The sequence below is a fragment of the Sinorhizobium americanum genome, from assembly GCF_001651855.1.
GTDB lineage: Bacteria > Pseudomonadota > Alphaproteobacteria > Rhizobiales > Rhizobiaceae > Sinorhizobium > Sinorhizobium americanum.
On sequence record NZ_LNQC01000071.1, the window covers coordinates 100,530 to 112,523 of the forward strand.

The following is an 11,994-nucleotide window of genomic DNA, read 5'->3' on the forward strand; positions in this document are numbered from 1 at the left end:
CAAGTGCTTCTATACTGCAAAGTCTTGTTCCCGTAATTTCTACCATGTGTTTAGTGACGCGGCCAGTAGAAACCTCAGCATGGGGAGGGTAATTCGGGATGGACAAAGGTTCAGATTCTGGAGAACTCGCACTGCCGCAGATCGCCGGGGCAAGGATAACGATCGTCGTGCCGGCCTTGGGCGCGGGGGGTACCGAGCACATCGTCAATCTCGTTGCCAACCATTGGAAAAGCGTCGGGTGCGCGGTGACACTCATCACCCTGGAACGGCCGGATGCGCAGCCCTACTACGAGTTTGATCCCGAGATTGACGTCGTCCGCCTGGGCGTACCGCCCCGCAAAGCATCGAAGCTGCGGTCGTCCCTCCTGGTGCTGCAGCGATTGGGACGCTTGCGGTCTGCCATTCGGCGCACTCGCCCGGATTTCGTCTTAAGTTTTCTGACGCGAACGAATGTCCTGACGCTGCTGGCGATGATCGGCTCTACGGTTCCGGTCATCGTCTCCGAGCGCAACAACCCGGCTTCACAGCCCTTCGGGCCGTTTTGGAGGCGGCTTCAGGCAAGCCTATATCCTCGGGCATTCGGCCTGGTGACGATGACCCAAGGCGCGTTGGATTTTTTTCCATCGAACATTCGCCGAAAGGGCTGGGTCATCGCCAATCCGGTCGACCTACCGCGGGATTGGCAGAACCGGCGCGGCAAGAACATCCTGGCAGCGGTCGGCCGATTGACCCGGCAGAAAGGCTTCGACCTCCTGCTCGAAGCCTTCGCCAGGATTGCCGACACTCATCCCGAATGGCGCCTGGTCATTTGGGGGGAGGGCGATGAACGGCGTAATCTCGAGACCTTGCGCGACACGCTCGGACTGCAGAAGCGTGTTGACATGCCCGGGATCACCGAACGGCCCGGGCTTTGGATTGAAACCGCGGATGCGTTCGTCCTCTCCTCCCGTTACGAGGGATGGGGAATTGTCCTGCTGGAAGCCATGGCTGCCGGCTTGCCTGTCGTTTCCTTTGAATGCGAGTGGGGTCCACGGGTCATGATAACGCATGAGAGCGACGGCATACTTGTGCCGAAGGAGGATGTCGAAGCGCTTGCGAAGGCCCTCGACAGGATGCTTTCCGATCGTAACCTCCGGGAACGACTGGGAAAAAGGGCTGCGGCGAGCGCCCAAAGGTACAGGCCCGAGCAGGTCCTCGCCGAATGGGATATGCTGGCCGCATGCGTGTTAAAGCAGGATTCGAAGAGGGGTTCGCAGATCTCTGATAATGCAGGCTAATCCGCGCTTTGTCGGCCTGCGCCCATGGCAAGGTGACCGGAAGCCGGGCTCTCGCTGTGGCTGCAGCGATCCCGAGCGCCTTTTCGGCCGAGCGCCGTTGCACTGCCTGTCTGAGCGGCTGGGTTTCCGGCCTGACGCATGCCGCAAATATTTGATACAATTTGCGTTGCGCGATTATCCCGTGCGGTGAGGGGGGCGTTTCCATGAGTTCGATGTTCAGGCTTGTTGGGCAAGGCGCAGTCCTGGCCCTGTTCGTCTTCGTTCTGCAACTGGGTTTGGGTTCCCGCTCTTCTCTGGCTGCGCAGGAGGCCGCGGCGACGGCGCCGCCGGCCAAGGTCCAGCAGTTGATCGAGCTGCTGGACGATCCCGAGGTGCGGCAATGGCTTTCCGCCAAGCAGACCACGCCCCCGTCTGCGGCCGCCACGCCGCCGAGCGGCGTTGCTTCGCAATGGGTTGCGCAAATCAGGAGACATCTTGGCGGCATGCGTGAAGCCGCCCCGCGGCTGGTTCCCGAATGGATGGCGGCAAGACAGCGCATAACGGCAGACATGGACCAAGGAACAATGCCGATCCTGCGCGGCTTCGGCTTCGTGCTGTTGGTCGGCTACGGCGCCGAATTTCTTCTGCGCTATTTGCTGCGGCGGAGTGCAAACCGAAGCGCAGGACAGTCTGGGCCAGGCCTTGCGGCCTTTGTTCGCATTGCGCCCCTCGTCGTCTTTGCGGTCGCGGCGATCGCCGCCTTCGTCCTCGCCGATTGGCCGAGGCAGCTGGAGGCGGCGGTCGCACCGCTCCTGATCGCCTGGATCGTAGCGCGCCTGCTGATTGCCGTCGCTGCGGCCATGGCGAAGCCGGCAGATGAGAATGCGGAGGAGGCAGGCGTGTCGCCCGCCGCCGACGTGACAAGGTTCTGGTACAAGCGCTTCGTCGTCATGGTCTGTGCCGTAGCGGTCCTGTGGGCAGTCATGGACATGATGCAGGCGCTTTCGTTCCCCCCCGACGTCCGGGATCTCACCGGCGCCGGCCTTGGCCTCGTCGTGCTCGGCATCGGCGTCGACACGGTGCTCCGCCGGCCGGCCCAGGAACTGACGGGCGGGCGGCGTATCCTGCGCAACGCGCTGCTCGTTGCTTTCCTCATCCTGCTGTGGGTCGTCTGGGTTGCCGGCATGAAGGTTCTGTTCTGGCTCGGCGTCTATGTCCTCGGTCTGCCGCCACTGCTGCGTTTCGTCAGTGCCGCGACGCGGACGATGCTGGTTGCAGAGGCGGCTGACAATGTCCGGGTGATGCGCAATGTGCTGATCGACCGCGGGGCGCGGTTCGCCATCATCGCGCTTGCGGCCGCCTGGCTCGCCATCGTCTTCCGCTTCAACGGCAGCGCGATGATGCAGGACGACGTCTTCAACCGCGTCTTCCGGGGCGTACTTTCCGGGATCGTCATCCTGCTCGCCGCAGATCTGATCTGGCAACTGACGAAGGAGTTCATCAACCTGCACGTCAAACGGGCGAGTGTCGACGTCGCCGACCCGGTTCAGCTTGCCCGCGGCATGAGGCTGCGCACGCTGCTGCCGATCCTGCGCAATTTTCTCGCGGCCTTCATTGCCGTCGTCGCCGGCATGATGGTGCTCTCCGGCCTCGGCGTCGAAATCGGCCCGCTGATCGCCGGCGCCGGCGTCTTCGGCGTCGCGATCGGCTTCGGCTCGCAGACGCTCGTCAAGGACATCATCAGCGGCATCTTCTACATGATGGACGACGCCTTCCGGGTCGGCGAATACATCCAGAGTGGCAGCTATATGGGAACGGTCGAATCCTTCAGCATCCGCTCCGTCAAGCTGCGCCATCACCGGGGGCCCGTGTTCACCGTGCCTTTCGGCTCGCTCGGCGCCGTCCAGAACATGAGCCGCGACTGGGTCATCGACAAGTTCATGATCAACGTCTCCTACGATGCCGACGTGGCCAAGGTGAAGAAGGTCGTGAAGGGCATAGGTGCTGCGCTCCTCGAGGATGAGGAACTCGGGCCGCTGATCATCGAGACCGTCAAGATGAAGGGCGTCGAGCAGTTTGGCGACTACGGTATCACCCTGAGCTTCGCCATGACGACCAAGCCAGGTCACCAGACCCAGATCAGGCGCCGGGCTCAGGCGATGATCAAGGAGGCGTTTGACGCCAACGGAATCAATTTTGCCTCGCCGACCGTTCAGGTCGCCGGTGACGAGGGGCAAGCGACCGCCGCCGCCGCGGCGACCCGGGATGCCATCGAGAAGAAAAAGGCGGCTCTGGCCGCGCAGCAAGGAGGGGAGGCCGCGGCCGAGTAGATCGGGGCAGGGGGCGCCGCGGCCTGCCGGTCCGTGTTGACATCAGGAGGAGAAGACGGGATAGCTCGCGGCGCATGAGGATCGCCTTCTACGCGCCGCTGAAGTCCCCGGATCATCCTGTCCCCTCTGGCGACAGGCAGATGGCGCGCATGCTAATCGAGGCACTCAGGCTGTGCGGACATGAGGTCGAGATCTCGTCGCAACTGCGCGCCTATTCACGCGAAGCATCGGATGCGGCCTATCTGGATCTGAGCAAGCAAGCGGAGGCGGAAATCGCCCGGCTTCGCCGGAAGTGGGCGAGCGGGGGCCCGCCGGACGCATGGTTCTGCTACCATCCTTATTACAAGTCCCCTGATCTTATCGGGCCTGCTCTGGCCGGCGGATTTTCCATTCCCTATGTGACGGCCGAAAGCTCCTATTCTTCGCGTCGCAATGAGGGGGCGCGGAAGCTTGCCCAGGAGGCGATCGCAGCCGGCGCAAGACAGGCGGCGGTGAACATCTGTTTTACCGCGCGCGACCGCAAAGGGCTCGAAGAGGCGATACCGGAGGGGCGATATGCCATGCTGCCTCCCTTCATCGACGCAGCGCGATTTGAGGGAACGCCGCGGAAGATGCAGGGCGCGGCCCGCCTGATCGCGGTCGCCATGATGCGCCCCGGCGACAAGATGGACAGCTACAGGATGCTCGCGGCCGCGCTCCAACTGGTCGTCGACATACCCTGGACGCTGACCGTCGTCGGCGACGGCCCGGCGCGCGCGGAGGTGCAGCAGGCGTTCGCAGCATTGCCGGCGGAGCGGCTCGCCTGGGTCGGCGAAAATGCGCCGGAAGCGGTGGCAGACCTGCTCTTTGCGAGCGACCTCTATGTCTGGCCGGGATGCGGCGAGGCTTACGGGCTTTCCTATCTGGAGGCGCAGGCGGCCGGCCTGCCGGTTGTGGCGCAGGCGACCGCCGGCGTCCCTGAGGTCGTCAGAAATGAGGAGACCGGGCTGCTAACCGCGGCGAGCGACATCGCGCATTTCGCCGAAGCCATCCGACGCTTGCTCGGTAACGCTGCCATGCGCGCGGAGTTCGGCAGCAGGGCGCGCCGTTTCGTGCTCGAGGAGCGCTCGCTCACGGCCGCTGCTCAGCGTCTGGAGACGATTTTCGGCGCGTTTGTCAGGAGGGCAGGATGAAGACTGAAGCCATCTGGCAGGCGCTGATAGACAGGCTCGACCAGATGCAGGAGACCGGTCAGAGCGCCGATTTCTGGTTGCGCGACGACGATGCGGTCGAACCGACCGCGGCGCTCCACCGTTTGCTGGATCTGACGGAACGGTTTTCGGTCCCGCTGACCCTGGCGGTGATTCCGGCACATACCGACGAGCGCCTCGAGCGCTGCCTCGCCGGCCGCCGGGACGTCAGCGTCGCGGTCCATGGCTGGTCACACGAGAACCATGCGCTCGCAGGCGAGAAGCGCCAGGAACTCGGCAGCCATCGACCGGGCGGCACGGTCTCCGACGAATTGCGCGCCGGATATGCGCGCCTCGAGGCCCTTTTTCCCGCCTTCTTCGTGCCGCTGCTCGTCCCGCCATGGAACCGGATCGATGCGGAAGTCATATCGGGCCTGGGCGCCATCGGATTCGGGGCGCTGTCCGTCTTCGGTCCGGAGAGAAGCGGCAAGGCCGCCACTCTTCTGCGGCCCGGCCTACAGATCATCAATACCCACGTGGATGTCATCGACTGGCGCGGAACGCGCGGCTGCCGCGATCATGCGCAGATCGTTCGAGACATTCTCGCGAGGCTGGAGCAGGTGGTGAACGGCGGAGGCTCGGTCGGTATTTTGACGCATCACCTCGTCCATGACGAGAATGTCTGGGCGTTTCTGTCGAAGCTGTTCGAGGTCACCGTCACTCATCCGGCCAGTTGCTGGCGGAAGGTGTCCGATCTCATAGGTCGATGACCTGGTGATCGCGGGCCGCGAAGGCGCCCGCGAAGAATGCCTGGACTTCCTGTTCCATTGCGGCGAGCGCGGCGTCGGTGCGCGACGGGTCATGGTGGAACATGGCAAGCCGTGGAATGCCGGCGGCCATCGCCAAGCGCGAACCGTGTATCCCGGTCGAGTGGCCGTAGCCGCGAAAGGCGGCCATTTCCGACTCGAGATAGGTACAGTCGTAAACCAGCAGATCGGCGCCGGCGATGAAATCGAGGAGGGCGGGATCGAGTATGCCCGGCTCGTGCTCGGTGTCATAGATGAGCGCGACGGCGCGGCCGCCCCAGTCGACCCTGTAGCCGATACAGCCGCCCGGATGGACGAGGCTCATCGTGCGGATCGAAACGTCCTTGCGCGGCGAAAGCGTATCGCCCGGACGGAAATCGACCGTATCGAGGCTCGCCTGACAGATGCCCGGGCCCACCGGAAACCACGGTGGCCGCATGAAGTCGCTGATCATCTCCGCCGTAGACATTGCACCGTTGAGATGCCCGGACCAGAAACGCACCGCCGAGCTGCAGCGGTAGATAGGCTTGAAATAGGGGAGCCCGATAATGTGATCGTAATGGGTGTGCGTGAAGAAGACGTCGAATTCGGAGACGCCCTCGGACATCAGCGACAGGCCGGCCTCGCGCAATCCCGAGCCGGCATCGAAGATCAGCACCTCGGCACCGCAACGAATTTCGATGCAGGGCGTGTTGCCTCCATAGCGCAGGAACTGCTCGCCGGACACCGGCAAACTGCCCCTGACGCCCCAAAACTTCACTCGAAAGGTGTCGTCCTGCATTCCGTTTCGATTTCATCCTACCCGCCGCGGGCACTTTGCCCAGGCGCGCTGACTAGACAAGCACAAATCATGAGGGTCCTGCAATGCCATTGGCACTCGGCGCCGCGGAATGCTTGTCGACGATTTCCCGTACCGGTCCTGAATTGAAAGCCTTATCGTCAGCCCCAACGTGATTTAAAGGTTGTGTGGAGCGTTTCAGGACTGAGACGTTCCGCTCCCACCCTAAAAATTGGTGGCGGCCAAATTCCACCTGGCCAAGGGGTCTAGCATCGATGGCAGAGCCAGCCGAAATGCGATTCTACGAAAGCCTGCCGCTTTTCGAAGCGTTCGAAGGCGTGGCCGACGAGGCGAATTACCGGCCTTTGCCGGAGGGCTGGTCGCTGGCCGTTGCCGACATCGTCAATTCGACCGGGGCGATCGCCGAGGGACGCTACAAGAGCGTCAACATGGCCGGCGCCAGCGTGATCTCGGCTCTCATGAACGCGCTCGAGGAAAGGGACCTGCCTTTCGTCTTCGGCGGCGACGGTGCGCTAGCCGCAATACCCACCGCCCTGGCGGCAAGGGCGCGCACGGCTCTCGCCGCGGCCAAGACTTGGGTGGCCGAAGAGCTCGGCCTTGAACTCCGCGCCGCCCTCGTTCCGGTCGCCGACATTCGAGCCAAAGGTCTCGATATGCGCGTCGCCCGCTTCAAGGCGAGCGAAGAGGTTTCCTATGCGATGTTTTCGGGCGGCGGTGCAAGCTGGGCGGAGGCGGAGATGAAGGCGGGCCGCTACCAGATCGACGCTGCGGCGCCGGGCACGAGGCCGGACCTGACCGGGCTTTCCTGCCGCTGGAATCCGATAGCCTCCCGGCACGGGTCCATCGTCTCGATCATCGCCGTTCCCGCAGCGCTCGGCAACGGCCCGGAGTTCCAGGCGTTGATCGCCGACATCGTGGCTTTGGCCGAGGGCGAGGAGCGCGGGGGCCATCCCGTTCCGGAAACCGGTCCGGAGCCCCACCTGTCGCTGCGAGGGGTGACCATGGAAACGCGCGCCAGGGCCTCGGCCGCCCGCCGGCTGTTGATTTGGCCCTTGGTCGCCGTGCAGAGCTTCCTGCTTTTTCTCTGCTTCAGGCTCGGGGTGAATTTCGGGCCGTTCGATGTAACACGCTACGCGCATGACCTTGCCAGCAATTCCGATTTCCGCAAATTCGACGACGGCCTGAAGATGACGATCGACGTCAGCATCGATCGGCTGCAGCGAATCGAGGAGCGGTTGAAGCAGGGTGTCGCGGCCAGCATATGCAGCTACGGGCTGCACCAGCAGGACTCCGCCCTGATGACATGCATCGTTCCCTCACCGATGAGCCGCGACCACATGCATTTCATCGATGGCGCGGCCGGTGGTTATGCGATGGCGGCAAGAAATCTTAAGGCCACGCTTTCGGGACCGGTTCACGGTACAGCCGCCTGATCGCGATCACGCCTTGACGATGTGATCGCAGGCGAGGCCACGGCGGGCAAAGATATTGCGCGTATCAAGGATCAACGGCGCCCATTCGCAAAGTGCGGGATAGTCGATGGCATCATGGTCCGTCGCCACCAGCACGGCATCGAAGCTACGCACGGTCTCTTCGTCCAAGACGATCGACCGGCGGCCCTTGAGGGCAATATGCTCGCGGGTTGGCGGAATTTCCTCGACATGCGGATCGTAGAAGGCAGCCTTGCCGCCGCGTTCCTCGATGAGTTCGATCAGCCGGAGCGAGGGGCTTTCGCGGATGTCCGGCACGTTCTTCTTGTAGGCAAGTCCGATGATCAGCACGTTCGATCGGCTGAGCGCCTTGCCCTGTCTCCGGTCGAGCGCCTCGGCAAGCCGCGTCACCACGTGGCGCGGCATGGCCGAGTTGATCTCCCCTGCCAGTTCGATGAAGCGGGTCGGCAGTTCGTATTCGCGCGACTTCCACGTGAGATAGAAGGGGTCGATGGGAATGCAGTGGCCGCCAAGCCCAGGGCCGGGATAGAACGGCATGTAGCCGAACGGCTTGGTCTTCGCCGCCTCGATGACTTCCCAGATGTCGATGCCCATCGCCTCGTAGACGACCTTGAGCTCGTTGACGAGGGCGATGTTCACGGCCCGGAAGATGTTTTCCGTGAGCTTCACCGCCTCGGCCGTCGCATTCGATGAAACGGGCACGACGGTGTCGACCACGGCCGCGTAGAAGCGCTCCATCAGCGCTGCCGCGAGCGGCCCGTCGCCGGCGACGACCTTGGGGATGCTCGCCGTCTCGAATTTCCGGTTGCCAGGGTCCTCCCGCTCGGGCGAGAAGCCCAGGAAGAAATCCTCGCCCGATTTCAGGCCGGTCTCTTCCAGGATCGTGCGGACGATCCCGTCCGTTGTCCCCGGATAGGTGGTCGACTCGAGAACGATGAGTTGGCCCGGCCGCAGGCAAGCTGCGATCGACCGCGACGTTTTCTCCACGAAGGAGAGGTCCGGATCGCGATGCTTGGTGAGCGGCGTCGGTACACAGATGACGATGACGTCACAGCCGCCGAGCGCGCTGAAATCGGTCGTCGAGCGAAACCGCCCGGCTGCGGCCTCCCGGTTCAGCGCATCGTCCGGCACGGCCTCGATATAGGAACGGCCGCCGTCGAGCGCGACGATCTTTGCCGGATCGATGTCGAAGCCGGTCACCGGAAAACCCGAGCGGGCAACCGCGATGGCAAGCGGCAGGCCTACATAGCCGAGCCCGATGACACCGATCCTGCCCGTGCGTGCGATAATCGATTCGAGCAGCCTGTCGTGATGAGCGGAGGTCAAGATCATTTCCGATTGTTGGCGGACACGCGGCTTTTTCGACCGGCAGCCGCGCGAGCTGGTTCGGTTTTGTTGGCGACAAAGCGGCGCGAAGTCAAGCGCGGGCCAGGATCGTCGAGCAGCGTCCGATCGGTAACCCCGACAATTGCAGGGTGTAATCGGAGGGGTAGTTCCGTGTAGCATTCCTCCACGATTAAAAATCGCGAACGTCTCTGGAAATCGGGTCCGGCGGTGAATATCTGCAAGGCGAAATCGCGGCGATCCAATCGCCGCGCGCGCCGCAGTCAGATGCGGCCGGAGCCTTTCAATACGGACGGGTGCCACAGCCGATGCTGTCGGGCAGGCGATGTTGTTCGCCGGGCGCGGCGGGAGTGTTGCCGACATCCGCCATCGCGACAGATGAGGACGTGGAATGAGTATCAACGACAATGTTTCCGAAATCCTCCTCGACAAGGTCGCGGACTGGCTGATGCGGACATCGCTCAGCGACGAATCGCTGGAGACGATCGTGCGTGGCTTCTGCGAGCGGTTGGCCGCGGCGGGCCTGCCCCTCATGCGCGTCCACCTGTCCTTTTCGATGCTCCATCCGCTCTATGACGCGCTCGGCTTCACTTGGTGGCGCGGCCGCGGCGTCGAGGTCAGCGGCCTTCGCCACGAGGAGCTGGCGCTCAACCCCGATCGGTTCCTCAAGAGCCCCTATTACTACCTGCTCAGCAACAACCTCGACCATGTGCGGCGACGGATCGATCCGGCGCAGCCTTCGGAATTCCCGATCTTCGATGAGCTCAAGGAGCAGGGGGCGACCGACTATATCGCCTTCATGCAGCCGCTCGGCGCCGTCTCCGAGCATGGCATGGTCGGCTCCTGGACGACCGATCGACACGGCGGCTTCAGCGACGACGTCATCGCGGCCTTGCTGAGGCTGCAGAACCATCTGGCGATCGCCGCCAAGGTCGCCGTGCTCGGCAAGCTCGCCGACAACATGTTGACGACCTATCTTGGAGCCAATGCCGGTCGGCGGGTGCTGAGCGGCCAGGTTCGCCGGGGGGATGGCGAGACGGTTCGCGCGGTGCTCGTCATGGCCGACATGCGCGATTCGACCGTTCTTGCGGAGCGGGAGGGCCGGCAAGCCTATATCGAAACGCTGAACGGGTTCTTCGACGCGATCGCGACGCCGTTCAACCGCCATGGCGGCCAGATCCTGAGCTTCGTCGGCGACGGCTTCATCGCCGTCTATCCCTGCGGCCGGCACAAGGAACCTTCCGAGCTTGCGAGCCGCGAGGCCTTCGCCGCGGTCGGCACGGCGCGGGCCCGGCTCGCCGCACTCAATGCCGAACGGAAGAGGCAGGGCCGCGAGCCGATCGGCTACGGCGTCGGCCTGCATGTCGGCAATGTCATGTTCGGCAATGTCGGACTGCGGGACCGGCTGACGTTCTCGGCCTTCGGCTCGTCAGTCAACGAGGTGCAGCGGCTGCAGAACCTGACGAAGAAATACGGCCACAACGTCGTCGCCAGCGAAGCCTTCGTCAATTATTGCGGCGGCGAATGGCTGACGCTCGGGCAGGAGAGGCTGCGCGGCGTGCGCCAGAAATTCACCGTCCTTTACCCCAAGGACGCGGCCCTTGCTGCCATCGCACAGGAACGCGCCTTCGACGAGACGGAGGATGGACTTTCCGAAGCGGAGCATGTCATGCTGCTCTATCGCAACAAGATCGGGCCGCCGGGGCCTCGCGGCCTGATCGACAAGATGCTCCAATGAGGGATATATGCTTCGCGTCGCTTTGCTGGCCGTGACTCTTTTCGTACCGAGCATCGCAAATGCTCAAGCACTGCAGCAACAACAACCGCCTCTGGAGCAAAAACTTGTCGACGGTTTCGAAGGCAAGGATTTTGCGCCGGAAGGCGGCCTCTATTACCGCGAGAACTTCGAGCAGAGCGCCGGCACCGTCGAGTTTCAAACTGCGGTCAAACGGACGGGCAATGGTGGGCTGAAGCTCAGCGTCGAGCCGCATTGCCCGACATTGAATGACGGCTGCAGCGAGCGGGCGGAAATCTGGGAAAAGACGGCCCTGCGCGTCCCCTATGACCAGGGCGTCTGGTACGGCTTCGCCGTCAAGTTCGAAGAGCCGATTCCGAGCGGCGATCATCGCTATCTGATCGCCCAATGGAAGCGCGAGATCGATCCTGGCGCGGATGGCGATTTCAGCCCCTTCCTGGCGCTGCGGATGGACCTCGGGAAGCTCTTCGCCACAGTCGAGACCAATTATCAGCAGCCGGTTTCGACAGGCCCCGACGGCAAGCCGGCCCGTTGCGGGCCGGGCGAGGTGGCGGCCTGGGCCCGGCCCGACGTCAACCAGGTGCGCATCCTAGTGGCCACCGACCCGAACTGGACGACTGAGGACAGCAGCCTTTTCAATTCCTGCACGAAGGCGGTGACGGTCACCAGCCACGGCAACGCTCTTCCGGAGCCGAGTTCCGGCTGGATCGATTTCGCCATCTTCACCAAGCCCGGGCCGGACGGCACGGGGCACATCGAGCTATTTGCCAACGGTAAGCCGATCATAACGGTCAAAGGCCATATCGGCCACGCCGACAAGGGGCTGGGAGAGAACCAGTATTTCAAATTCGGCCCCTATCGCGCTGCCGACACGACGGACTGGACGCTCTATTACGACGACTTCCGCCGCTCATCGCGTTGTGCCGATGTCCTGACGGACGGTGTTTGCCCCTTTCCATAAGGTCCGGGCGCCATCTGACTAGCCCCTCCACGCGCCCCACCGGCGGTGCGCTGGACAGCCTGCGGAAGCTAAGCTACTGTTTCGACGGTGGCGGACGCTACAGCGCCGCGGGGCATGTCAAG

Annotated in this window: 9 protein-coding genes; 7 read left to right on the top strand and 2 right to left on the bottom strand. The window is 63.4% G+C overall.

Annotated features, from left to right (window positions below; genetic code table 11):
- Positions 1-98 precede the first annotated feature (98 nt).
- The 4 genes from ATC00_RS21100 (at position 99) to ATC00_RS21115 (ending at position 5,525) form a co-directional block, all read left to right on the top strand.
- Positions 99-1,277: a glycosyltransferase family 4 protein gene (locus ATC00_RS21100; RefSeq protein ID WP_064254259.1), complete on the top strand. Its 1,179-nt coding sequence runs from the start codon at positions 99-101 to the stop codon at positions 1,275-1,277.
- Positions 1,278-1,480: 203 nt separating this feature from the next.
- Positions 1,481-3,586: a mechanosensitive ion channel family protein gene (locus ATC00_RS21105; RefSeq protein WP_064254260.1), complete on the top strand. Its 2,106-nt coding sequence runs from the start codon at positions 1,481-1,483 to the stop codon at positions 3,584-3,586.
- 74 nt (positions 3,587-3,660) lie between these two features.
- Entirely contained in the window at positions 3,661-4,758 is a 1,098-nt protein-coding gene (locus ATC00_RS21110; protein ID WP_064254261.1) for a glycosyltransferase family 4 protein, read from the top strand.
- Positions 4,755-5,525 carry a polysaccharide deacetylase family protein gene (locus ATC00_RS21115; protein ID WP_064254262.1) on the top strand — a complete coding sequence of 257 codons (771 nt, stop codon included), beginning with the start codon at positions 4,755-4,757 and terminating at the stop codon, positions 5,523-5,525. The genes ATC00_RS21110 and ATC00_RS21115 overlap by 4 nt, the downstream gene beginning before the upstream one ends.
- Here ATC00_RS21115 and ATC00_RS21120 read toward each other — a convergent pair.
- A complete protein-coding gene (locus tag ATC00_RS21120) occupies positions 5,512-6,342 on the bottom strand; it encodes an MBL fold metallo-hydrolase (protein ID WP_064254263.1) in 831 nt (276 codons plus the stop codon). The two genes, ATC00_RS21115 and ATC00_RS21120, sit on opposite strands and share 14 nt — an antisense overlap.
- 272 nt (positions 6,343-6,614) lie before the next feature.
- Here ATC00_RS21120 and ATC00_RS21125 point away from each other — a divergent pair, with 272 nt between their 5' ends.
- Positions 6,615-7,793 carry a DUF3095 domain-containing protein gene (locus ATC00_RS21125; RefSeq protein ID WP_064254264.1) on the top strand — a complete coding sequence of 393 codons (1,179 nt, stop codon included), beginning with the start codon at positions 6,615-6,617 and terminating at the stop codon, positions 7,791-7,793.
- Positions 7,794-7,799: 6 nt separating this feature from the next.
- Here the strand turns inward: ATC00_RS21125 and ATC00_RS21130 are convergent, their stop codons facing one another.
- A complete protein-coding gene (locus ATC00_RS21130) occupies positions 7,800-9,143 on the bottom strand; it encodes a nucleotide sugar dehydrogenase (RefSeq protein ID WP_082912473.1) in 1,344 nt (447 codons plus the stop codon).
- A 403-nt stretch (positions 9,144-9,546) separates the two neighbouring features.
- Between ATC00_RS21130 and ATC00_RS21135 the strand changes: the two genes are divergently transcribed.
- Both ATC00_RS21135 and ATC00_RS21140 read left to right on the top strand, forming a co-directional pair.
- Positions 9,547-10,893, top strand: coding sequence for an adenylate/guanylate cyclase domain-containing protein (locus tag ATC00_RS21135; RefSeq protein WP_037384582.1), 1,347 nt, complete (start codon positions 9,547-9,549; stop codon positions 10,891-10,893).
- Positions 10,894-10,900: 7 nt separating this feature from the next.
- Positions 10,901-11,872, top strand: a complete 972-nt coding sequence (locus ATC00_RS21140) for a polysaccharide lyase (protein WP_082912474.1) — start codon at positions 10,901-10,903, stop codon at positions 11,870-11,872.
- The last annotated feature ends 122 nt before the right edge of the window (positions 11,873-11,994 follow it).

What these genes read in the sequence shown, in the direction of transcription:
- ATC00_RS21140 (WP_082912474.1), top strand. Translation starts at nt 10,901, where the DNA reads ATGCTTCGCGTCGCTTTGCTGGCCGTGACTCTTTTCGTACCGAGCATC.
- ATC00_RS21105 (WP_064254260.1), top strand. Translation starts at nt 1,481, where the DNA reads ATGAGTTCGATGTTCAGGCTTGTTGGGCAAGGCGCAGTCCTGGCCCTG.
- ATC00_RS21130 (WP_082912473.1), bottom strand. Translation starts at nt 9,143, where the DNA reads ATGATCTTGACCTCCGCTCATCACGACAGGCTGCTCGAATCGATTATC.
- ATC00_RS21115 (WP_064254262.1), top strand. Translation starts at nt 4,755, where the DNA reads ATGAAGACTGAAGCCATCTGGCAGGCGCTGATAGACAGGCTCGACCAG.
- ATC00_RS21135 (WP_037384582.1), top strand. Translation starts at nt 9,547, where the DNA reads ATGAGTATCAACGACAATGTTTCCGAAATCCTCCTCGACAAGGTCGCG.
- ATC00_RS21120 (WP_064254263.1), bottom strand. Translation starts at nt 6,342, where the DNA reads ATGCAGGACGACACCTTTCGAGTGAAGTTTTGGGGCGTCAGGGGCAGT.
- ATC00_RS21125 (WP_064254264.1), top strand. Translation starts at nt 6,615, where the DNA reads ATGGCAGAGCCAGCCGAAATGCGATTCTACGAAAGCCTGCCGCTTTTC.
- ATC00_RS21110 (WP_064254261.1), top strand. Translation starts at nt 3,661, where the DNA reads ATGAGGATCGCCTTCTACGCGCCGCTGAAGTCCCCGGATCATCCTGTC.
- ATC00_RS21100 (WP_064254259.1), top strand. Translation starts at nt 99, where the DNA reads ATGGACAAAGGTTCAGATTCTGGAGAACTCGCACTGCCGCAGATCGCC.